This is a genomic window from Streptomyces luteireticuli, assembly GCF_041519305.1.
GTDB classification, from domain to species: domain Bacteria; phylum Actinomycetota; class Actinomycetes; order Streptomycetales; family Streptomycetaceae; genus Streptomyces; species Streptomyces luteireticuli.
In genome coordinates this window covers 93,560-113,474 of sequence record NZ_CP167929.1, presented here as the reverse complement: position 1 = coordinate 113,474, position 19,915 = coordinate 93,560, and the positions used below count along the sequence as shown (strand labels likewise).

Genomic DNA, 19,915 nt, shown 5'->3' with positions numbered 1-19,915 from the left:
CCTGGTCCGACGGCTCACGCCGTCACCTGGCGGAATCTGCTGATCGTGGTGCCGTGATGTCCGGCACGGCGTCGTCCGGTGTGACCGCCGTGCTGCTCGGCGCCGGCGCCAGAACGCCCGGGAAGGAGCGTGCCGCGGGCGCTCCTTCGTCGGCGGGGGCCAGGTGGCCGTCGACCACCGTGATCACGTGCATGCCGGCTGCGCGGGCGGCGGTGACGCCGTCGGGGGCGTCGTCGACGGCGAGGCAGCCCTCCGGCGGGACGCCGAGACGCCGGGCGGCCGTGAGGAACAGGTCTGGCGCTGGCTTGCCGTGCGCGACGTCCTCCCGTGCGACGGCGGCGGCGAACTCGTGCGTCAGGCGCAGCGCGTCGATTCCGGGATGGACGAGGTGTCCGCTGGCGCCCGATGCCACGGCGCAGGGCAGACCGGCGTGCCGAGCCGCGCTCAGCAGTGCGACGACGCACGGGATCGGCTTGATGCTGTGCATGGTGGCCAGCAGGTGGGTGCGGCTGGTGCGGATGATCTCGTCGTGGGGCAGCGGCCGGCCGCCGGGCAGGGCGTTGAGCAGGTCGTGGATGGACAGGCCGACGTGGTGGCGATACCAGTTGTGGTCCAGGCCGACGTCGTACGGGTGCAGTGCTGCGCGCAGCGCCTGCTCGTGGCTGTCTGCCGTGTCGGCGAGGGTTCCGTCGAAGTCGAGGATCAGGGCCTTGATGCCGTCGGGGATCGCGGGCGCGCACTTCCTCGCCGGGGTTGGTGCCGGGCAGATCGCAGGGTGGGTGGCCTGGGTCATGCCGTCACCGGGTCCACGGGCTTGCCGCAGCACATGCACCGGGCTTCCGGGCCCTGCCATGGCTCGTACAGACAGCACAGGTTGGTGCTGGCGTCGTGGATCCACGCGCGGATCTGTTCGGCCGCCTGGTGTTCGCCGATGCGGCGTCGGTCCAGGACCCGGTAGCGGGCCGGGTCGGTGGCGGCGAGCTGTTCGTAGAGTGCGCACGCCTCGCGCATGAACGCGGCCTGCTCGCTGGTGAAGACGCAGTGGTCGCGGTGCTGCGCGCGTTCGACGGCCTTGGCGGAGTCGTCGGTGACGAGGATCGTGAGGTCCGGCAGCGGCCGGAAGGAGGCTGCCAGCGCCAGGAGTTCGAGGGCCGTGGCGAGGGCGGCGTCCGGGTCGCCGGGGTGGAGCTGCAGTGCCTGGCACACCGCCGTGGAGTCGACGCTGCGGCCCTCGATGACGGCACGCCCGCTGGACAGCGGGGGGATCACGGTGTCCAGGTCATGCCGCTTGACGGCCATCAGGAGCAGGGCCTCGGCCATCGGTGTGCCGCCGCGCAGGAACGGATCCCCTGCGCTGGCCTCGTACAGCGCGCGCAGCAGGGCTCCGCCCAGGCCCGGGCGTCCGTTCGCCCACTCGGAGAACTCGTCGAGCATCAGCGGCTTGTCGTCGAGGGGGTCGACGGCGCGGTTGGTGAGGTAGGTCTTGCCGACTCCGTTGATGCCCTCGGTGGAGATCAGCGGTCCGCGGGTGCAGGTATGACGTACCGGAGTGATCGTCATGCGACACCATCCGTTCGCGGGCGAGGACGGGAGGCCGCCGGAAGGAGTGTTCCGGTCGGGGTGGTCGGCGCGGGCTCCGGGGCGTGGGTCACGTGGTCCATGCGGCGGCCTCCCGGGCGATGACGGCGGCGTAGCGGTCGAGTTCCTTTTCGCAGTCGCGTTCGGTCAGGACGAGGGCGAGGGTGCGGTTGAGGATCTGGGCGGCACCGCGGCACGGCGTCCAGTCCGCTCTGGTGAACATGGGCCGGGTGTCGCATGGCACGAGCCTGAAGCTGCCGGTGGAGTTCGGCACTCCCTGCTGGGCGAGGTGTTCGGCGAACGCCCGGGGGTTGGGCAGGTTGATGTGCAGGAGCGGGGCGTAGTGGTTCCACGTCTCGTCCGTCGCCGGCTTCAGGAGTGTGAGGCCGCGGGCGCTGGCCAGGGCCCGGAGCAGGTAGGCGGCCTGGGCGCGGCGGCGCTCCAGCAGGGCCGGGAACCGGCGCAGGTTGGCCTGGGCGAGCGCCGCGAGTGGTTCGGCCAGGCGCCCGTTGAGCGCGATCCGTTCCTGGGGGCGGCTGCCGGGCGGGGGCGTCATCCAGTGGTTGCGGAGGGCCCGGGCGTGGGCGGCGAGAGCGGGGTCGGCGGTCAGGATGAAGCCGCCCTCACCGCTCCAGAGGATCTTGCCGTCCTTCATGCTGAAGCATCCGGCCGCGCCGCCCGCGCCGGCCGGAACGCCGGCGCGCGACGTCCCCGCGGCCTGGGCTGCGTCCTCGACGATGGTGAGCCCCCACTTGGCGGCGAAGGCCCGCAGGCTGGCAGGGTCGCCCATCCTGCCCCACAGGTGCACCGGGATGATCGCCTTGGTCCGGGCTGTGACCTTGGCGGCGGCGTCGGCGTATTCCAGGTCGAGGGTGTCGGGGTTGCTGTCGATGAACACTGGGGTGGCGCCGAGCTGGACGACCGGGGCGACGGTCATGATGACGGTAAGGGCCGGCACCAAGACCTCGTCGCCGGGTCCGACACCGACCGCGGACAACGCGGCGTGCAGCGCCATCGTGCCGGAGGACACCGCGACCGCGTGCCGGCTGGTGAACGCCTGCGTCAGGTCGTGCTCGAACCGGGCGGCGAACTCGGCACCGGCGGGGTCGGGCATGCCGGCCAGCGCGGCCGCCATGCCCTCGCCGAGGCCCTTCGTCGCGGGGAGCGGTGGCAAGCCGGTCACGTTGCCTCCCGCGCGAGGAGTCGGGGCATGCCGAGCACGAGCGGGCCCATGTTCACGCAGTCCCTGGAGAAGTGGGAGCAGTCCGTGCACGCCGGACGCCCGTCGAACAAGGTCCGCGCATCGGCGCCGATCATGGTGCGCTGCTCGGAGGGGGCGGTGGCGGCGATCCGCCGGTCGGACGGGCAGTCCCACAGCGAGCCGTCGGGCTGGATGAAGAACAACTGCGCCCCGCCGAAGCAGTCCGCGACCCGGCCGCTGTCCTGGGTGGCGATCGAGGCGAGGAACTGCCGCATGTAGGCGGGGCCGGGGAGGGTGAGCCCGCGGGGGTCCTCCTGGAGGCGGCACAGTTGGTCTTCGACCGCGGCGACGTCCTCGGGGGTGTGGCACCGCTCGGCGAACAGCTTGTGGCCGGGGGGCAGGGAGATGGGCTGCGGGACGTAGTAGTCGACACCGATGTCGGAGGCGAGCCGGGCGACGTCGGTGATCTCCTGGGGCCGGTCGCGCATGACCACGGTGTAGATGCCGACGCGAGGCCCCGGCCCGGAGCCCCGTTCGCTCAGCAGGGTGCGGATGCCGGCCAGAACCTCGCGGTGGCCGACCCGGCCGGAACGGGACGGCCGCAGCCGGTCGTTGGTGGCCGCGTCCGCGCTGTCCAAGGACACCGAGACCCCGTCCGCACCGAGCTCGACGAGCCGGCGGGCAATGCCGGGCCGGGTGAGGGGAACGCCGTTGGTCGCGATGACGACCTCGCACCCAGCTTCCTTGATCGTCTTGATCAGGCTGAGGGTGGGCAGCCAGTCCAGCGGCTCGCCGCCGGCGAGAATGACCCGTTCGACCGGCGAGCCGGCCAGGGTCCGCGCGAACGCCTCCATGACGGTGCGGTCGAGGTCGCGTACGGGGATGTGGGACAGCAGTCCCGGGCCCTCGGGGAGGGCCTGCTTGTGCTCCTGCACCTCCCCGAAGTAGCAGTGCGGGCAGCCGAAACTGCAAGGGGAGCGCAGGGCCCACAGCAGGGTGATGTCACGATGCACGGTCGACCTCCCGGTGCGCCACCAGGGCGCGGACGGCGGCCTCGACGGCCTTGCCGGTCTCCTGCGGGCCGTAACCGGTCACGTCGATCACGGTGAACCGGTCCGGCTCGGCGGTGGCCAGCTCCCGGTAGAGCTGGTCGGTCTGCTCGATCACCTCCAGAGCGCTCGCCGGCAGGGTGCGGCCGATCCGGGCGGCGAACCGGGCCACGCAGACCTCGAGGGCGCCGGTCAACAGGAGGGTGGCGTCCGGCATCGCCCGCCACTGGCGGGCGGTGGCCAGGATCTGTTCCGCCACCGTCCGGACGGGCGTGGCCCGGTGCTCGGCGTGCAGGATCGCCCCCTGGCACACGGCCACGCTGTCCACGCCACGGTCCTCGACGATCACATCGACGCCGTCCAGCAGCTCGGGGGTGAGGCGCTCCACCTCACGGAACTTCAGCGCCAGCAGCGCCAGCGTCTCCACGACCGGGTGCCCGGTCCGCAGGCAGACGTCCCCGCCCGAGGCAAGGGCGGCGATCACCCGCCCGGGCAGGGTGTCGGCGGCCTGGTCGGTCAGCTCGCCCAGCCGCAGACACCGCGAGCCGAGGGACGCGGCCGCCGCACAGACAGCGGTGGTCTTCCCGACCCCGTTGATGCCCTCCACGCTCACCCACAACGGCCGGCTGCGTCCCTCCCCGGTGCGGCGCGGCCCGGGAACCGTGATGGTGGTCATGACGGCCTCCGGCACACGAACAGCAGCTCGGTCGCCTGGCCGGGCACGGCGACAGCCGAGACCGCATCCAGCAGCGCCTTCGGCACCCGGGCAGCCAGATCCCGGTACCAGCCGACCGCACCGGCTCCGTACCGCTGGGTCAGCTCGGCGGCCACCTGCTCCGGCCCGGGCGGCAGCAGTCCCATCACGTCCTCCACGACCAGGCCCGCGGCCTCGACCGTCTTCGTGACCTCCTCGCGTGACCACTCGTACACGTGGACCCGGTACTGCAGCGGGCGCGGCGGCGGACCGAATGCCTGCGGCGTGGACAGGTACAGGACTCCGCCGGGGGTGAGCGCGGCTGCCGTGGCGGCGAGGCTCTTCACGCCGAGGTCGTACGGCAGGTGCTCGAGCGCCGAGGTGTAGAGCGCGAGATCGAACGGCGGCAACTGCGGCCAGGGCGCGGCGACATCGCACTCGACGAAGTCGACGGGGAACGGGCTGCCGTACTCCCTGCGCAGGCTAGTGAGCCTGATGCGGGCTTCGGCGAGGTTGTCCGGGCTGATGTCGAGGCCGACGTAGCGGACGATGTTCGGCGCGTACCGGTGCAGGAGAGGCAGGGCCAGGCCGCGGCCGCAGCACACGTCGAGCACGTTCGCGCCGTCCGCGCACCGCTCGGCGACGATCAGGTGCTGCATCAGGTTCATCACGCCGGACGGCTTCGCCTCCCCGCGGGCGAGCGCGGCGTAGAAGTCGTCCATCTGGTTGGTGCTGTAGGGGCCGATCATCGGGGTGCCCGGCCTCGTGCGGTACTGCTCGTCCTGTTCAGCGCTCATGCTGTCCCTCCCAGGGGAAGACGACCCAGGTGTCCGTCAGCGATGCGATGTAGTCGATACAGCGGCGGGGATCCGCTCCCTGCGTCCAGTTGGCCCGGTTCACGGCCAGGACGGCGGTGCGCACCCGGATGGGATGGAGGTCGCGGATCATCCGGGCGGTGTGGGCGAGGGTTGCGCCGCTGCCGGCGATGTCGTCGACGAGCAGCACGTCCAAGCCCGTGAGGTCGCCGAGCGAGGCGGGGTTCCGGGCGGTCGGGAGCGTGGTCTTGGCGGCGTTGACGCCGTCGCTGGTGGTGTGGGTGACCTCGACGGCCCGCACATCGTGGATACCGAGCCGGTGGGCGATCCACACGGCCGGGATCATGCCGCCGCGCACGATGCCCACCACGGCCTGCGGCGCTCCTGCAGCCACCGCCTGTTCGGCAAGGGTCCTCGTCGCGGCGGCGATGTCGTCCCACGTCAGGTACAGAGGGCCGGGCCGGTCACCCTCCACGAATGTCGACGACGTCGGCGGCGTGGCCATCTGCTCCACCTCCTCCTTGGTCCTGTCGCTGATTGGGGATCAGGCCGCGTTCCACTGGTCGGTGGCGAGGGCGAGGAACTGCTGGGAGAGCACCGCGTCGCTCTCGAACCGTCCACCGCGGTGCAGCGAGGTGGTGCGGGCGGCCTCCATCCGCACGCCCCGCATGCTCATGCACAGGTGCGTGCCGCGGACGGCCACGGCCACGTCGCCGCTGCCGATCACGCCGGCGACCTCTTGGGCGACCTGCCGGGTGAACCGCTCCTGGACCTGCAGGCGGCCGGCGTGCCGCTGTGCGATGCGGCCGAACTTCGACAGGCCCACGACCTGGCCGTCCGGCACGTATCCGGCGGCGACCTGAAGGTTCATGGGCAGCATGTGGTGCTCGCACAGTGACCACACGCTCATGCCGCCCACGACGACCAGCTGACCGTTCACGTGCGGCTCGGTGAAGCACGTCGCCGCAGCGGCGGCGGCGTCCGGGGTCAGGAAGGCGTGCCACCAGGCCGCGACCCGGTCCGGGGTGCCGGCCAGACCTTCGCGGGCGGGGTCCTCGCCCAGCTCGGTCAGGAGCTGGCTGATCAGGTCGGCGACCCTGCTGGTGTCGATGCGCGGGGCCGGCTGGGTGGGCGCGGGTACGGCGGGGATGTGCCTGGCGACGGAGCTCGTCATGAGCGACTTCTCTCTTCCGGAGGATGGAGAAGGAGGCACGCCGGTCAGCGGCCTCGGGCGTCGGGGAAGGCCAGGACGTGCAGCCGGGTGGTGAAGTACCAGTGCCGCCTCGCGACCGCGTCCGCGAGGAGACGGGTCATCGCGTTAACCGCCTCCACGGTGGTGCCCTCCGGCATCACCCACACCGGCGCGAGCCGGTGGGCGTCGGCCAGTTCGGCGATCCGGTCGAGGTCGGTGACCGAGGAGGCGACGAACTTGAACACGGCCCGTTTCGAGGCCACGAAGGCCTGCAGCGCGGCGGACGAGATGCTCCTGCCCTCCTCCACCCCGAAACTGGCGAGCTTCAGCGAGACGTTGAACCGGACTCCGTCGACCAGCAGCGCGCAGTCGGGCGCGATGGTGCCGTTCGTCTCGAACTCGACCCGCTTGCCGGCTGCCAGCAGCCCCTGGACGAGGGGCACCAGGCTGCGCTGCTGGATCAGCGGCTCGCCACCGGTGATCACGACCAGCTCGACCGGCGAGGAAGCGGCCCAGGCCACCAGATCCGTAACCGCCCGCTTCGTCGACTCCTGACGCGGGTCGAACTGGGACCAGTCCCAGGTGTACTTCGTGTCGCATCGCGTGCAGGTCAGGTTGCACCGGGACAGGCGTATGAACAGAGCCGGGTGCCCACAGCTCGGGCCCTCCCCTTGGAAGGTCGGCCTCTCGATGCCGAAGCACTCCGCAACAATCAGCCAAGCCCCGGCGTCGTTCGCCGGTAGTGCCGCGGAGGCCGGGCCCGGCGTGGTCACTGTGCCTTCACGTCGAACCGGGCCCAGCTGCGCGCGGTCTCGCGGACGCGGACAGCGACCAGGCGGCCGGAGATCGTCGGCTGGACGTTGTGGATGAACCAGGTGGCCAGGAACCGCGCCAGGCGTTCCGAGGTCGGCTCGAAGGGGAGGACCTCGTGCAGGTTGTGGTGGTCGAGTTCGGTGTCCAGGTACATCTTGAAGGGGGCGAGCGCCCCGAAGTCCGTGACGAAGCCGGGCTCCTCCAGCTCGGGCGCGGTCAGGATGACCTCGACCTCGTAGCTATGCCCGTGCTGGCGGGAGCATTTGTGCTCAGGCGGCAGGCCGGGCAGCCGGTGGCCGGCCTCAAAGTTGAAGGTCTTGCCGATGGTGAACGTTCCGGACGGCATCGGTAGAGCGCTGGCGTCCATGGACATGTCCTTCACGGTCGACGGGCGAATGGGCAAGGTTGGCGCGTCGGTCTCGCCAACCGCTGGTTTTTCGCGTCGGTTGGAAGCCAGCCTGAGAGGTGGTCCCCGGCAGCGGTCCCTCCTCCTCATGCGACCAGCTCCCAGGGCTCCAGCGGAGCGAAGGTCCTGCGCAGAGCCTCGATGAGCTTGCGCCGTGCGAGATCCACGACGATGACGTGGTGGTCGCTGATCCCGGCCATGTCCACGACCGTGACCTCCTGCACGGCCTGGACGGTCCAGGCGTCCATATAGCCCCGGTCGATGCGGCTCTCACCACCCTGTCCGATGCGGGCGTACCCGGCCGTCGCGGACAGTGCCTCGGGCTGGCCGAGGCGACGGGCCGCGAACCGGGCGGGATCGTGCATGCCGCAGTCGTGCATCATCTCGTCCAAGAACGTGCAGCTCTTCCACGTCCCGTCCGGCTGCTTGACGGCGCGGTGGCATCGATGCACCAGATCCGTGATGTCAGGCGAGTCCCAGTCGATCTCCGGTCGCGGCTCGCCGGTCGGCACGGGGTACTCGTTGGTGTCTCCGAATAGCCAGCAGGCGGCGCGTGAAAGGCCAGGCCGGGCACCGTGCTGCATCTTGACCTTGTCCACCAGCGCCGTCAGCTCGTACTCCTCCGCCTCCCGACCGGCCGGCGAGCAGAAGCTGCTGTGGAAGACAGCCGTGATGATCGACACCTCGGGGACGTCGGGCAGTCGCAGCACCACGTTGGCCGGGGGCGTCCGAAAGGTCTTCGGATGGTGGTACTGGGTGCCGATGGTGAAGGCGGACTCCCGTACCAGCAAGCCGACCGGGTTCCGGCCCTGGCCCATCTTCGCGCGGAAACCGCGCATTCCCAGCGCCTGCTGGGCGGCTCGCCATCGCCGCTCGGCGGCGGCCTTCTCGCCAACGGTGGCCTCCGGCCTGGTCTGGGAGTACGTGAGCTCCGTCATCCCGAGCCAGTCAGGCCGAAGCGGTTTCAGAACCTCCTCGTACGCCTGCCGCCACCGTGCGGGTAGCACCCCGGGCTCGTCCTCGGGGCCGCCGTCGTGCTCCAGGTTCATCAGCACGATGCGGACAACTTCACCGGACGCTATGCCCACGCTTCCCTCCCGTACCTCGCAGATCCAGCCAGCACCATCCCGGCGTCGGGGAGGCGAACCACAGGCGAACTAGGCGGTGGGCCGATCACGGTACTCGGCGGCGCGACACCGTGAACATGGTGGACGCAGCCAGCAACGCCGTCATCAGCCAAGACACCGGGGACGCGCTCCAGCACAGCGGCATGGTCCGGGGTGACGGTCGCATGGACGACATGGTGGGCGTGGCAGACCTGGACAGGGCTCAACAGCGAGGCAGCCTGCTGGATCAGGGCGAGGGCATGGCTGCCCATATGGAGACAGACGCGTACCGGTAGACCACTGGCCGACAGTTCGACGTGGCCGGTGACACTCATAGTGACCTTGAGCACGATGGCTGGATGTGCGGTGGTGGACTGGTCAGGCTGCCGCATTCTTGATCACCTCCACGCCCTCAATACGCAGAAGGTCTTCGACAGCGTTGCTGAGGCATGCTCCGTGCCACACGCGCAGTTCGAGGTCTTCGCTGGGGGTGGCGGTCTCCAGCCAGCATGCGTGGGCAATACGCCATGCATACCGGCGCTGTTCAACGATGTTCGGCGCCGGGTTCGCGGTGGTGGCGGCTTTCACACACGGTATGAGGTAGCGGAGGGCGTCAGTTAGCTCGTCGAGATGCTGATCAAGGATGTCCCGCGTCGGGCTGGAACGGCCTCGGCGCCATGCCCGGATGCGTCGTGCCATCTCCGGGACCCGGGCCAAGTCGGGGACGACAGCGGCTCCTTGGCGAGAGGGCGGCTCACGGCGGCGGAGCGTCAGCTGGGCCGCTGCGGTGGGGAGCGCGTCGACGACCATCGGGCTCCTGCCTCCTCTGTGTACCTGTATCCGGCCTTCGGCGAGGAGAAGGTCCTGGACGGCGGTCATCGTGGGTTGGGATATGGCGAAGCTGCGCATGAGGTTGCGCCGTGGCGGTAGTGGGGTGCCGGGCGGGTAGAGACCAGCGGCGATCTGCTGGACGAGTTGGTCGGCCAGGTGGCGCACGAAGTGGTCACGGTGCCCGCCGAGACGGGCGACGAGGATGCGGCGGCCAGAGGTTTCGGCCCTGCCGGCGGCGACGAGGTCGCTGAGAGCCAACTGCACGCGCTCGGGCCGCTCTCCGAGGTCGCGGGCTACGTTCCCCGGCGATAGTACGGAGCCGGGCGGGTAGGTGCCGTCCGCGACGGCTTGGGTGATGCGCGCGGCGATGCTGGCCACGGAGGAGGTCGGCGGGGCACTGTCCCGGACGGCACGGAGCAGGGCCCGCACGTGGAAGCTCCGCAGGACGACATCCTCGTACTGGGGCCCGTGGCGACGCAGGGTCGAGGCGAAGGCGGAGGCGATGAGTGCTTCCCACCGTGCCTGGTCCGCCGCGGACCCTGCTGCCGCCGCCCGGTACTCGTGCGCGGTCTGTTTCCACCGTCCGGCGATCTCGTCCAGCGTGCTGTGGGCACGCACGACGGCGGCGGGAGAAGATGCCGTGGGCGTGGAGACGGCTTGCCGCAACCGCTCGAGGTCGGCACCCAGCTGGTCTGCCTGGGCAGGATGCGGGTCCTGGTGTGACATCAGCCGGTCTGTCCTTCCTTGTACGGGGTGGCGTCGCGGTCGTTGGCCGGCGGGAGCTGTACCCCGGCACGGCGGGTCTGCAGGTGCTCGGGTTCGGTGACCGGGTGGCGTTGGACGCCGACTCCGGGCCGGTACCAGTACTGGGTGCCGTAGACCTGCGGCAATCCACTGTTCACACGGCACCGGTCGTACAGGCGCGCCCACTGATCCGGCCGCGCGGTCCCCTGACCGACTGCTGTATGGATCGCCTGGAGCGCGGTGTGCTGGAGGGCTGTGTCTCCGTCTGCGTGGAGTGCGATCTGCCACGCGGCCTCGGCCCCGGGAACGCCGACCAGATGGGTCCCGGGCCATCCGTGGACGTCGACGATGCGGTGGAGTACCCGGGCGTTCGCGAGATCGAGCTGTTGCATCGCGGCGAGCTTGGTCTCGGTGAAGTCGGCGGCCAGTCGGCGTCGGTACTGCCTCGCCGTCGTGGCCCGGTTGAGCAGGTCGTCGGCGATGTCGGGGCGCTGGACCACGGCGCCCGTCGTCGCTGCACGCGCCGAGGCTGCGGGAGGTGCATCCGCGGGGGCGTCCGCTTCCTGCGTCTGGGCGGGTGCGGCCGCTATGGAGTCGTGGGTGAGGGTCATCGGATCCTCCATGACGCGGGCAGCGTGCTGGCCGGGCGCGGGCCCCACAGCGGGCCTCGGGTCAGGGCCAGCAGGTGCATGTCGGCATCCCGGCGCTCGTGCTTCAGCCCCGCGCGGTGGCGTCGTTCGGCCAGCAGTTCGAGGCTGGCGACCGGGTGGAGGTGCACGGTGGTGTCGTGCAGCAGCACGTACTGGGTGCCGTACAGCTGCGGCTGCCCGTCGTGCATCAGCAGGCGGTCCGTCAGGTAGGCGAGGTGCCGGTCGGGGGCTCGTTGGTGGTTGACGGCCTCGGTCAGCAGGTGGAGGGCGAAGCGCTGGAAGTCGAGGTACCGGTCGCTCATCAGGACCGACCACCACGCGGCTTCGGCGGCAACGTCCCCGACCATGGCGGGTCCCGGCCAGCCGTAGGTGTGGAGGATCTGCGCGAGTTCGCGGGTTGCTCGCTGCTCCCAGCGGACCATGGTCAGCAGCTCGTCCTTGACGGGCACCCGGTCGCGCGTCGTCCGGGCGGTCAGCCCCTCCTGATGCAGACGGCACAGCAGCGCTGCCACCTCGCGGTTCAACGGCCCGGGAGACGAGAGCCCGGAGGTGTACGTGGTGTCGGGCTGGTGGGCTGGGGGGTGTTCGTGGGCGAGCAGTTCACGCATGCCGCGGGCCTCCCCACTGAGGGTGCCGCGCGCGGGTGCTGGTGGCCGGCCGCGCCCTACGGGAACGGTCTCCGTGGCCGGCTCGTGGCGTCGAGTGGGCTGCGCGGGCCTTGGGCTGGCCGGCGTCGTAGCGCCAGTGGGTCACGAGGGGCTTGTGGTCCAGGTCGCAGACGAGGCCGAGCGTGATGCCGGATCCGTCGTGGAGGTGGTAGTGCCCAGGGTGGTCCGGGACGAGGCCGGTGAAGCGGCCTCGGATGATGGCGGCCGCGGCCAGGTACGCCGGTACGACGGAGGTGTCCGTCACCTGGTTGTTCCCGGTCTCCACGCGGGCGACGGCGCGCAAGGCGGTCGCGGACAGGTTGACCGGCAGGGCGGCACTGGTGCGCAGCACGTGCCGCCAGGGACTCGCCATGCCCCGCGGGGGCAGGGCGGGGCTGTGGAGGTCGGCGAGACAGGACTCTCCTGCGGGCGCGGGCGGGGCGGGTGACGGGCAGTCGGCGTCCGGATGTGCGGTGGCGTAGTGCTGGAGGGCGCGTCCGGTCCGGGTGAGCAGAACAGCGTGGCACAGCCGCTCGCCGTCGCCTGCGGCGTCGTGCAGCAGGTACATGTCGACTCGGTCGTTGTAGGCCCAGGCCCCGGTGGCGGCCAGGTCGGCGAGCATCGGGCGGATCAGGCGCCGGCCGAGCCAGGGCTCGATTGCGTGAGCGGCGGCGAAGGCCCGGGCGATCCCCGGCGGGCACGCGAGCGTGTACGCGTCCTGCGGGTTCATCGGCGCGCACGTGCTGCTCCAGGTCCCGGGGAGTGCCGCGAGGGACGGCGGCAGCGTGGTGGCGGTGACCTGCTTCATGCGGCGGCCCCGGTGGTGTGGGGCGTGGGGCGGTACGGGGGGATGATGGAGCCGTCGGGCAGGAGCAGGCCGGTGTCCTCGAAGCGGATGATCCCGTTGCAGCACAGCCCCCATCCCTGCTGGGGGTAGGTGATCACGGGGTGCGCGGCCTCGCGGTCGGAGGCCTGCGCGCTCGGGCACGCGGGCGAGTGCGGACACGTACGCATCGTTCTTCCTCGGCAACTCGGCGGTGGAGACCCGCGCCGCGAAAGAGCGGTGCAGGCGAGGGTCATGGGTGGGGTGTGCCGTCAGGCGGCGCGCGGGCGGCGGCCGCTGGGGACCAGCGGCTCGTAGCGTCTGGCTCCGGGACGGCTGAGTGATCCGTCCTTGCGGAGGGCCGCCAGGACGACCGCGGTCTCGACCAGCCACACGCACTGCGGGCATGCGTGGATATCGGTGTGGAGACCGGCGGCTTCAAGCGTGCCAATCGTCAGCGTCGTGGTCCGGAGCCGGCCGCACCACAGCCAGCAGCGTCCGCCCTGGCCGGCGCGGACCTGCCGCAACAGGTCCTGGAGACATGGAGCGCAGGAGAAGAGCGGCAGGTGTGTGCCAGCGGTCACGGCGACGCCGACGTGGTGCAGTTGCCGCTGCGCGGGGTGGGGGCCGAGCCAGCAGCAGCCGTCGGCGAGTTCCTCCGGAGTCATACCGGCCCCCTCCGGGGCAGGGACTGCGCGACGGTGCCCGTGATCGCGGGAGTGATGCTCCAGACGGAGGTGATGCCAGCGATGGTGATGCCGGCCCGAAGGCGGCGCCCGTCCCGGCAGGCGGCCGTGTGAGCAGTCCGGCTGGCGGGATCGGTGATCCATTCGACCAGCAGCATGGCAGTCCGCGGCGGGAGGAAGGAGGAATAGGTCCGCAGTTCGGTGTGCAGCCACCGCACAGCGGCCTGCGGGTGAGAGGGGCTGTATCCCTCCCGCAGCACCTGAACCTCCGTCGTCCTCGGACTGCGCCCGTGCCGCTCGCACACCCAGACGACCTGCGACACGTCAGCGGGAAGCGGTGCCGGTTCTCCCCAGTCGACCGAGACCATGGCATCCTCGCCGTCCTCATCGATCCGTAAATCCTCCGCGCCGGTTGCCGGGGCGCCCCGGCGCGCGCTGACCATGCCGACGAGCCTGCTGCCCCGCTCCCCGGGGACCTGGGATCCGGACGGGGGGCTGTCGGCGGCGATGCCGGTGAGAACGGTGCGGAGCTGACGGGCGTCAGCCAATGGGACCATCCCGTCCCCGCGTTCGTCCGGCGGGCACAGCCATCGCAGGCCAAAGGGTGTGCCCTGGACACTGCAGCGTGGGGGCGGCAGGACAACGGTCGCATCGTCCCTCAGCAGCGCGGCCCCCGGGACGTCGCTCTTCGCGAGCACGCGCGCCGCGACGAAGAAGTAGACGCAGCCGCCTCGCTCGTCCAGCAGGACCGGGCCCGTACGCAGGCCGTGCGCGGCGAAGACCCGACAGACGCGCCGCGCGAGATCGGACGGCATCCGCACGGCGTCCCAGGTCTCGCCCGCCGCGGCCGCACAGGCACGGTTGACCACCAGCGATGCGCTCACAGCCGTTCTCCTCTCTCACCGGGACCCGCGGTGCGCTCTATGCCGGGGCTACGGGCGCTGTCGAAGGGGGGAAGCAGCATGGCCATCGCGGACGGCGTGAGGCGGTCGGGGCTGCGAGCTGCGTGATCCAGCGGGGCGCGCCGGCCGGGCTGTAGCGCGAACGTGGGCCGGACGGGGCTCGTGATCACCGCGGACATGACGTTCACCGAATCCCCTTCGGGGCAAGGTCAGTTGTGGGTACGTTGAGCAAACCGCGACAAGCGCCGCGCGGGTATGCAGCCGAGGGCAGCAACCGCGCTAACGGTGCTAAAGATCGTTTCCAGGGCGGGAGGACACGATGGCGCGCACGCGCAACGACCGGCTGGCGGCCGTGATCAGCGAAACCGGGTGGACCCAGGCCCAGGTGGCGGCCCGCTTCGTGAAGGTCGCCGCCGAGTCCGGGGCCCACGAGCTGACGCACATCGCTCGCTCGCACATCTCCTTGTGGGTCCTGGGTGCGATCCCCAGTGGCCGGGCACCTCGTATCTTGTGCGAGACGCTCTCCAGAGGGCTCGCCCGCCCTGTCACCCTTGCCGACATCGGGCTCGCCGCTGCGTCCCCGGCAACCACGCAGCCTCTGGGCTGGGATGCCGACACACTCACTGCCCTTCACGAACTCGGGGGAGACGACATGGACATGCACCGTCGGCACATACTGTCGGCCGCCGCCTACTCGGTCGCGGGCCTCGCGCTGCCCGATACCGCCTGGTGGGACACGACGGCCGCGCACGCGCGGCAGCGCCCTGCGGGAGCAGGCCGCCTCGTCGGCCGCAGCGACGTGGACGCCGTCCGAGAGCTTCTCGCGTTCTTCTCTCTGCGCGACCAACGCCGCGGCGGCGGTCACGGCCGCCTGGCCGTCGTCGCCTACCTGCACACCGACGTCGCCCAGTGCCTGAGCGGCCGATACCCCAACGAGACCGTGCAGCGGGAGATGCTGTCCGTCGTCGGTGAACTCACCTACCTCAGCGGCTGGATGGGCTTCGACGCATGCGAGCACACCATCGCCCAGCAGTACTTCACGCTGGCGACCAAGCTCGCCGCCGAAGCCGACGACCCCACACTGGCCGCCCACATCCTGCGGGCCATGGCCCACCAGGCCGTCTACCTCGGCCACCACCAGCAGGCCCTCGACCTTGCGGAAGCATCGGTAGAGCGCCACCGCTACACCCTCGCCTCCCCGCGCGAGCGTGCCCTGCTGGGCGTCGTCCACGGCCGCGCCCTGGCCGCTGCCGGCCGCAAGAAGGAAGCCCTGGCCGCCCTCCAGCAGGCCGACCGCGACCTCGATGCCGCCCGCCCGGGAGACACCGAGCCCGGCCGGGTGTGGTTCTTCCAGGAGGCGAGTCTGTCCCATGAGACCGCCTGCGCCCTGCGCGACCTGGGCGATCTCAAGGGCGCCGAGGCCGAGTTCGTGCGCAGCGTCCGCACCAGGAAGGCCACCGCCTTCACCCGAACCCACGCCGTCACCCTCGGATACCTCGGCGCGGTCCAGGCACAGCAGGGCAGCGTCGAAGCAGCCTGCGCGACCTGGTCCCGGGCCCTCGACGCCATGGACGGCATCCAGTCCGGCCGGGCCCGGGACACGGTGACCACCATGCGCCGTGTGCTCTCCCCCTTCCGCAACCGCGGCATCCCAGCCGTCGCCGAGGTCGATGCCCGCGCCGCGAAGATCCTGCGCCCAGTAGCCTGACCGGGCCATGGCAACCGTCAGCCACCCGGCCAGGGCACAGTCCTGCCGCAGGCACGAGAAGGGACGGCAATGAACGCCGAGCCGATCAAGGTAGAGCCCATCGCGACCGTCATCGGAGGACGGGTCGACCCGACCGACGACCACTGGGGCGGCACCCGCGCCATCATCCGACTGGACCCGGCCTACCCGCTCGAAGTCGTCCAGGGCCTGGAGGAGTTCTCCCACCTCATCGTCGTCTGGCAGTTCCACCGCGCCTCGCCCCAGGACATCGCGCTCCACGCCCGCAGCCCCCGCAACAACCCTCGCTGGCCAGCCACCGGCACCTTCGTCCACCGCAACCACCGCCGCCCCAACCAGCTGGCCACCAGCTTCCCCCGCCTCCTGAGCGTGGACGGCCTCGATCTCCACGTGGCCGACCTGGACGCGGTCGACGGAACGCCGATCGTCGACCTTGCCCCCTACTTCCAGGAGTTGGGCCCCCGCGGCTCGCTCCGGCAGCCGGACTGGCCCGGTGAAATGCTGAAGCACTACTGGGACGACCCGACCGGACGCTGACGGCGCTGCACAGCGTGCTCGCTGTGCGGGAGCCCCCGATAGCGCTCGTGCTTCGTGGCGGCCCTGCTCGGTTCCCGGAAGGACACAGGTCACCTGGCGCCGGGTCCGGCGCCGCGCGCAGGCAACGTTCACCGAATCCCCCAAGGGTCGACGGAGCCCCGGCTTCCGTCGGAAGCCGCCCGTCAACTCTTCGACGCGTACGTATTCAGCGCATATTGCAATACGTAATACGGTGTGGCGGCAGCAACGGTCCACAACAACGCCGGCCCCGACGATCAGGCCGGCGCCCGGGGGACAGCGAGGGAATGCGCATGGGCATGCCACGGCGCGAGGAACGCCAGGTCGGTCTCGGTCGACACGGAATCGACGGCCACTACAACCCCGGCGTCCGGGGCCGTAGGACCCCTGGGCGGCGGTCGAGCGGGGTGCCCGAAGAGGTCTGGGATCAGAACGACGTTCGAGACGCCTTAGCCTCTTACGACTTCGGTGCACTATGCAGGCTGATTCGCCAGCACACTGGGTGGGGCCAGCTCAAGCTGGCCACCATTCTGGGGGTCAGTCAGAGCCTCGTGTCGCAGTGGGAATGCGGCAAGAGTCGTGTCACGGACATCAACAAGCTCGACGTCCTTCTCCACGCGCTGGGAACCCCTCTCGCCGTCTTTCCGCTAGGACCGCAGACTTCAACAGCAGGCACCAACGCAGGACCTGTGCAGCCAGTCGACTCCCTCACGGAACAAGCAGCAGAGGAGTCCCTCGCCTTCGCACGGCTGATCGCTCCGGGCAATGTCGACGAGAGCGAGCTGGACCGGCTGTCCACCGAGCTCTGTCGGATCGCGATCGACTATGTGCACGCCCCCGTTCGCCCCCTGTTCAAGGACCTGCGCAAGGTCAGGAACCGAACCTTCGACCTCATCCACGGTCAGCAGCACATTTCCCACCGGGAAAGGCTGTTCCTGCTCGGAGGAACAGCGTGCCTCCTTCTCGCCCACGCATCGCAGAACATGGGAAACGAGGCGGCCGCACTAGCGCAGTTGCATACGGCCTGGACGTGCGCCGAACAGATCGACCACCGTGGGCTCCAGGCCTGGACGCGCGGCACCGATGCCCTGGTCGCCGAATGGTCTCCCCGCCGTCGCCGCGCTCTCGCCCTGGCCCAAGAAGCCGACAAGCTAGCTCCCCCTGGCGAGTCCCGCATCCGCATCGCGGCCATCGAGGCCCGCACCGCAGCACGCCTCGGCGACCGCGACCGCGCGTTGACCGCCCTGGAACGCATGCAGGACGCCCAGACACAGAGCCCCGTCGAAGACGAACTCAGTGATCTCGGCGGCATCCTCAGCTTCCCACCCGCCAAGCAGCACTACTACGCCGGAACCGTTTACAGTCTCCTCGGCGACCACGAACAAGCGGAACACCATGCCTCCGAAGCCCTTCGCCGATACGCCTCAGGACCGCCAGAAGAGCGCTCGTACGGCGACGAGGCCCTCGCACTCATCGACGTCATCACCGCCCGCTTGGCCCTCGGAGACCTCGATTCCGCTGGCGCTCACCTACAACGGATCCTCGGCCTGCCGCCAGCCCTGCGCATCCGTCAGCTCGAGGACGGGCTCCACCGTGTGGACGCGATGCTCCAGAAGCCAGCCCTTGTCAAGAGCCGTGAAGCCCAGCAACTGACCGAGCTCACCCGGGGATACGAGGTCATCAGCAGCGTCCTCCCGATAGCGTCCACGTGATGACGACCATCACCACACAGCCAGAAGACGCCGCCCGCGCCGGCTGCCACGCGCTCGGCATCGATGCGCGAGGTCTGATGCCCCTACGCGAGCACGCGACCTCCGTCTACCGCCTACCCAACGAGGACGCCGTGGCGCGAGTCAGCCCCCGCGCCAAGAGCGATGCCATCGTCAGGGGCGTCGCTCTGGCTGGCTGGCTCGTGGATCAGGGTTACCCCGCGACCGAACCGCTGGATGTCGCACAGCCATTCACCCACGGGCCGTACGTGATCAACTTCTGGCGGTACTACCCCCAGCACAACCGCGACCAGCCCGCCCCTGAACATCTCGGTCGGCTTCTGCGCCAGCTCCACGACCTCCCGCCCCCGCCCATGGCACTGCCGGTATACCAACCGCTCGCCTCGCTCTGCACCGCCATCGGACGGAGCCGTCTCCCGGCGGAGATACGCAGTTGGCTCACCGAAGCCACCCGCGAACTCCTGGACGCCTACAGCCGTCTGGACTTCCCCCTCGGCACTGGGCTCATTCACGGAGATGCCTACCCTGGCAACCTGATCTGGGATGGCTCCTCCGTCCGGCTCGGTGACTGGGACGAAGCTGCCCTCGGCCCCCGCGAGCTCGACCTCGCCAGCACCCATCACGGGGCGGTCAGGTTCGGCCGCCCGCAGCAACTGATCAACGCATTCACTCGCGCCTACGGCTATGACGCGTCCGCCTGGAGCGGCCTCTCCACTCTCGTCGCCATCCGCGACTTCCACACCCTCGGCGCCTTCATCAAGCGCGCGGACGCAGGGGACCTACGTGCCGCTGCCCAGCTCCATCACCGGATTGCCACCCTCCAGGACGGGAACCGCAACGCACGCTGGAACACCTTCTGATTCCGACCAAGCTAGGCATACTCCGCGGGCTTCACTGGCCATTGCGCTGTTTCGTCACGTTCAAGGTGTTCGGTGATCTCGCAGCGATCGCCTGGCATCAGGCGGATCGTCACCTCCACCGGCGTGTTCGTTCGGGCAGAGGTTCCCACAGTGGTGGACTCGAGAAGCGGCACCCCTGTGGAGATGCGCAGCATGGCGGCTTCTTCTCGACTGGGCATGCGGGCACCCCATGTGCGCTCCCAGGCGAGCGGCCCATGGCCAGCCTCTTCCAGCCGGTCGAGGTAGTCGCCGGGCCCTGATGACGGCTCAGCCACGTGGGGGGCCTCTTCAGCGGCCGCAGGGGCGATCCAAGTTTCGACGAGCTGACATGGGTCTTGTCCTGCCGACGCTGCCACGTGTTGCAGCCGAAGGGTCTTGTGGCCGGGTTCCAGGCGCAGGAGCTCTGCGATGCGAGGGGGTGCCGGCTCGGAGCTCGTCCGCGGGGCGCTGATCTCCCAGGCGTCGTCCGCCGGGCCGGCGTCCGTGAAGTGGTACCCCGCGGTGTCGCGCGTGACGAGGCCATTGTGGACGAGGCGTTGCCGCGACGGGGTGTCGCATACAACGGACCCGCCGCGCCGGCTCTGGCGGATGAGCCCCTCTTGTTCCAGGGCCTTGTAGGCGTGGTGAGCGGTTGCGTAGGCGACGCCCTGGCCAGCTGCGTAGTCGGCGATCTTCGGCAGGACGGTTTCTGGCGGGTAGGTGCCGTCCTTGATCTTGCCGCGCAGGTCGTCCGCCAGCTTCTGCCATTTCGGCGTCCGGGGCTCGGCCATCGGGGTTGAGGTCTCCTCAGCTCGTACTGCTCTCTGGCCGCCAGGTTAGGCCACGCCCTCATCGCGTTCGACCAGTTCCCGGGCACCCACCCTCCCCC

At 70.4% G+C, this 19,915-nt stretch carries 24 protein-coding genes; 5 read left to right on the top strand and 19 right to left on the bottom strand.

Annotation, left to right across the window (positions count from 1 at the left end):
* Positions 1-22: 22 nt before the first annotated feature.
* From AB8735_RS39270 to AB8735_RS39220, 11 genes are all read right to left on the bottom strand, one after another.
* Positions 23-793, bottom strand: coding sequence for an HAD family hydrolase (locus AB8735_RS39270; RefSeq protein ID WP_372412697.1), 771 nt, complete (start codon positions 791-793; stop codon positions 23-25).
* Positions 790-1,560 (bottom strand): dTMP kinase, encoded by a 771-nt coding sequence (locus AB8735_RS39265; protein WP_372412696.1) that lies wholly within the window; start codon positions 1,558-1,560, stop codon positions 790-792. Before AB8735_RS39265 ends, AB8735_RS39270 begins: the two co-directional genes overlap by 4 nt.
* Positions 1,561-1,648: 88 nt before the next feature.
* Entirely contained in the window at positions 1,649-2,761 is a 1,113-nt protein-coding gene (locus AB8735_RS39260; RefSeq protein ID WP_372412695.1) for a DegT/DnrJ/EryC1/StrS family aminotransferase, read from the bottom strand.
* Positions 2,758-3,792: a radical SAM protein gene (locus tag AB8735_RS39255; protein ID WP_372412694.1), complete on the bottom strand. Its 1,035-nt coding sequence runs from the start codon at positions 3,790-3,792 to the stop codon at positions 2,758-2,760. Before AB8735_RS39255 ends, AB8735_RS39260 begins: the two co-directional genes overlap by 4 nt.
* Positions 3,782-4,504: a thymidylate kinase gene (locus AB8735_RS39250; protein ID WP_372412692.1), complete on the bottom strand. Its 723-nt coding sequence runs from the start codon at positions 4,502-4,504 to the stop codon at positions 3,782-3,784. Before AB8735_RS39250 ends, AB8735_RS39255 begins: the two co-directional genes overlap by 11 nt.
* The gene (locus AB8735_RS39245) at positions 4,501-5,319 is read right to left on the bottom strand and encodes a class I SAM-dependent methyltransferase (RefSeq protein ID WP_372412691.1); all 819 of its coding nucleotides are present in this window, start codon (positions 5,317-5,319) and stop codon (positions 4,501-4,503) included. The genes AB8735_RS39250 and AB8735_RS39245 overlap by 4 nt, the downstream gene beginning before the upstream one ends.
* The gene (locus AB8735_RS39240) at positions 5,309-5,842 is read right to left on the bottom strand and encodes a phosphoribosyltransferase (protein WP_372412689.1); all 534 of its coding nucleotides are present in this window, start codon (positions 5,840-5,842) and stop codon (positions 5,309-5,311) included. The genes AB8735_RS39245 and AB8735_RS39240 overlap by 11 nt, the downstream gene beginning before the upstream one ends.
* 39 nt (positions 5,843-5,881) lie before the next feature.
* Positions 5,882-6,511, bottom strand: a complete 630-nt coding sequence (folE, locus tag AB8735_RS39235; protein ID WP_372412688.1) for a GTP cyclohydrolase I — start codon at positions 6,509-6,511, stop codon at positions 5,882-5,884.
* Between the two features lie 44 nt (positions 6,512-6,555).
* Positions 6,556-7,302 carry a 7-carboxy-7-deazaguanine synthase QueE gene (locus AB8735_RS39230; protein WP_372412686.1) on the bottom strand — a complete coding sequence of 249 codons (747 nt, stop codon included), beginning with the start codon at positions 7,300-7,302 and terminating at the stop codon, positions 6,556-6,558.
* Complete coding sequence (locus tag AB8735_RS39225; protein ID WP_372412684.1) at positions 7,299-7,709, bottom strand: 6-pyruvoyl tetrahydropterin synthase family protein; 411 nt, start codon at positions 7,707-7,709, stop codon at positions 7,299-7,301. Before AB8735_RS39225 ends, AB8735_RS39230 begins: the two co-directional genes overlap by 4 nt.
* A gap of 125 nt (positions 7,710-7,834) precedes the next feature.
* On the bottom strand, positions 7,835-8,836 hold the full coding sequence (locus AB8735_RS39220; protein ID WP_372412682.1) for an endonuclease/exonuclease/phosphatase family protein: 1,002 nt from the start codon (positions 8,834-8,836) through the stop codon (positions 7,835-7,837).
* 116 nt (positions 8,837-8,952) lie between these two features.
* Between AB8735_RS39220 and AB8735_RS39215 the strand changes: the two genes are divergently transcribed.
* Positions 8,953-9,150 carry a hypothetical protein gene (locus tag AB8735_RS39215; RefSeq protein ID WP_372412680.1) on the top strand — a complete coding sequence of 66 codons (198 nt, stop codon included), beginning with the start codon at positions 8,953-8,955 and terminating at the stop codon, positions 9,148-9,150.
* An 82-nt stretch (positions 9,151-9,232) separates the two neighbouring features.
* Here the strand turns inward: AB8735_RS39215 and AB8735_RS39210 are convergent, their stop codons facing one another.
* The 7 genes from AB8735_RS39210 to AB8735_RS39180 all read right to left on the bottom strand — a co-directional run bounded on the left by AB8735_RS39210 (position 9,233) and on the right by AB8735_RS39180 (position 14,119).
* Positions 9,233-10,411 carry a GntR family transcriptional regulator gene (locus AB8735_RS39210; protein ID WP_372412678.1) on the bottom strand — a complete coding sequence of 393 codons (1,179 nt, stop codon included), beginning with the start codon at positions 10,409-10,411 and terminating at the stop codon, positions 9,233-9,235.
* Positions 10,411-11,040 carry a DUF6624 domain-containing protein gene (locus AB8735_RS39205; protein WP_372412677.1) on the bottom strand — a complete coding sequence of 210 codons (630 nt, stop codon included), beginning with the start codon at positions 11,038-11,040 and terminating at the stop codon, positions 10,411-10,413. The genes AB8735_RS39210 and AB8735_RS39205 overlap by 1 nt, the downstream gene beginning before the upstream one ends.
* Positions 11,037-11,687 carry a DUF6624 domain-containing protein gene (locus tag AB8735_RS39200; RefSeq protein WP_372412675.1) on the bottom strand — a complete coding sequence of 217 codons (651 nt, stop codon included), beginning with the start codon at positions 11,685-11,687 and terminating at the stop codon, positions 11,037-11,039. The genes AB8735_RS39205 and AB8735_RS39200 overlap by 4 nt, the downstream gene beginning before the upstream one ends.
* On the bottom strand, positions 11,680-12,534 hold the full coding sequence (locus AB8735_RS39195; RefSeq protein ID WP_372412674.1) for a hypothetical protein: 855 nt from the start codon (positions 12,532-12,534) through the stop codon (positions 11,680-11,682). The genes AB8735_RS39200 and AB8735_RS39195 overlap by 8 nt, the downstream gene beginning before the upstream one ends.
* Complete coding sequence (locus tag AB8735_RS39190; protein WP_372412672.1) at positions 12,531-12,740, bottom strand: DUF5999 family protein; 210 nt, start codon at positions 12,738-12,740, stop codon at positions 12,531-12,533. The genes AB8735_RS39195 and AB8735_RS39190 overlap by 4 nt, the downstream gene beginning before the upstream one ends.
* Before the next feature lie 81 nt (positions 12,741-12,821).
* Positions 12,822-13,217: a hypothetical protein gene (locus tag AB8735_RS39185; protein WP_372412670.1), complete on the bottom strand. Its 396-nt coding sequence runs from the start codon at positions 13,215-13,217 to the stop codon at positions 12,822-12,824.
* Positions 13,214-14,119 carry a hypothetical protein gene (locus tag AB8735_RS39180; RefSeq protein ID WP_372412668.1) on the bottom strand — a complete coding sequence of 302 codons (906 nt, stop codon included), beginning with the start codon at positions 14,117-14,119 and terminating at the stop codon, positions 13,214-13,216. The genes AB8735_RS39185 and AB8735_RS39180 overlap by 4 nt, the downstream gene beginning before the upstream one ends.
* A gap of 337 nt (positions 14,120-14,456) precedes the next feature.
* On the opposite strand from AB8735_RS39180, the gene AB8735_RS39175 reads away from it, so the two are divergent.
* The 4 genes from AB8735_RS39175 to AB8735_RS39160 all read left to right on the top strand — a co-directional run bounded on the left by AB8735_RS39175 (position 14,457) and on the right by AB8735_RS39160 (position 19,008).
* Positions 14,457-15,845 (top strand): Tat pathway signal protein, encoded by a 1,389-nt coding sequence (locus AB8735_RS39175; RefSeq protein ID WP_372412667.1) that lies wholly within the window; start codon positions 14,457-14,459, stop codon positions 15,843-15,845.
* 69 nt (positions 15,846-15,914) lie between these two features.
* Positions 15,915-16,400 carry an SAM-dependent methyltransferase gene (locus tag AB8735_RS39170; protein ID WP_372412665.1) on the top strand — a complete coding sequence of 162 codons (486 nt, stop codon included), beginning with the start codon at positions 15,915-15,917 and terminating at the stop codon, positions 16,398-16,400.
* A gap of 425 nt (positions 16,401-16,825) precedes the next feature.
* Positions 16,826-18,130 carry an XRE family transcriptional regulator gene (locus tag AB8735_RS39165; protein ID WP_372412663.1) on the top strand — a complete coding sequence of 435 codons (1,305 nt, stop codon included), beginning with the start codon at positions 16,826-16,828 and terminating at the stop codon, positions 18,128-18,130.
* A complete protein-coding gene (locus AB8735_RS39160; RefSeq protein WP_372412661.1) occupies positions 18,130-19,008 on the top strand; it encodes a phosphotransferase in 879 nt (292 codons plus the stop codon). Before AB8735_RS39165 ends, AB8735_RS39160 begins: the two co-directional genes overlap by 1 nt.
* An 11-nt stretch (positions 19,009-19,019) precedes the next feature.
* Here AB8735_RS39160 and AB8735_RS39155 read toward each other — a convergent pair whose 3' ends face one another.
* Positions 19,020-19,817, bottom strand: a complete 798-nt coding sequence (locus AB8735_RS39155; RefSeq protein WP_372412659.1) for a GntR family transcriptional regulator — start codon at positions 19,815-19,817, stop codon at positions 19,020-19,022.
* Between the last annotated feature and the right edge of the window lie 98 nt (positions 19,818-19,915).

Bases quoted from the DNA above. Each gene is read 5' to 3' on its own strand.
- AB8735_RS39270 (WP_372412697.1), bottom strand. From the start codon at position 793: ATGACCCAGGCCACCCACCCTGCGATCTGCCCGGCACCAACCCCGGCG.
- AB8735_RS39265 (WP_372412696.1), bottom strand. From the start codon at position 1,560: ATGACGATCACTCCGGTACGTCATACCTGCACCCGCGGACCGCTGATC.
- AB8735_RS39250 (WP_372412692.1), bottom strand. From the start codon at position 4,504: ATGACCACCATCACGGTTCCCGGGCCGCGCCGCACCGGGGAGGGACGC.
- AB8735_RS39245 (WP_372412691.1), bottom strand. From the start codon at position 5,319: ATGAGCGCTGAACAGGACGAGCAGTACCGCACGAGGCCGGGCACCCCG.
- AB8735_RS39240 (WP_372412689.1), bottom strand. From the start codon at position 5,842: ATGGCCACGCCGCCGACGTCGTCGACATTCGTGGAGGGTGACCGGCCC.
- folE (WP_372412688.1), bottom strand. From the start codon at position 6,511: ATGACGAGCTCCGTCGCCAGGCACATCCCCGCCGTACCCGCGCCCACC.
- AB8735_RS39225 (WP_372412684.1), bottom strand. From the start codon at position 7,709: ATGGACGCCAGCGCTCTACCGATGCCGTCCGGAACGTTCACCATCGGC.
- AB8735_RS39215 (WP_372412680.1), top strand. From the start codon at position 8,953: ATGGTGGACGCAGCCAGCAACGCCGTCATCAGCCAAGACACCGGGGAC.
- AB8735_RS39210 (WP_372412678.1), bottom strand. From the start codon at position 10,411: ATGTCACACCAGGACCCGCATCCTGCCCAGGCAGACCAGCTGGGTGCC.
- AB8735_RS39205 (WP_372412677.1), bottom strand. From the start codon at position 11,040: ATGACCCTCACCCACGACTCCATAGCGGCCGCACCCGCCCAGACGCAG.
- AB8735_RS39200 (WP_372412675.1), bottom strand. From the start codon at position 11,687: ATGCGTGAACTGCTCGCCCACGAACACCCCCCAGCCCACCAGCCCGAC.
- AB8735_RS39195 (WP_372412674.1), bottom strand. From the start codon at position 12,534: ATGAAGCAGGTCACCGCCACCACGCTGCCGCCGTCCCTCGCGGCACTC.
- AB8735_RS39190 (WP_372412672.1), bottom strand. From the start codon at position 12,740: ATGCGTACGTGTCCGCACTCGCCCGCGTGCCCGAGCGCGCAGGCCTCC.
- AB8735_RS39185 (WP_372412670.1), bottom strand. From the start codon at position 13,217: ATGACTCCGGAGGAACTCGCCGACGGCTGCTGCTGGCTCGGCCCCCAC.
- AB8735_RS39175 (WP_372412667.1), top strand. From the start codon at position 14,457: ATGGCGCGCACGCGCAACGACCGGCTGGCGGCCGTGATCAGCGAAACC.
- AB8735_RS39170 (WP_372412665.1), top strand. From the start codon at position 15,915: ATGAACGCCGAGCCGATCAAGGTAGAGCCCATCGCGACCGTCATCGGA.
- AB8735_RS39160 (WP_372412661.1), top strand. From the start codon at position 18,130: ATGACGACCATCACCACACAGCCAGAAGACGCCGCCCGCGCCGGCTGC.
- AB8735_RS39155 (WP_372412659.1), bottom strand. From the start codon at position 19,817: ATGGCCGAGCCCCGGACGCCGAAATGGCAGAAGCTGGCGGACGACCTG.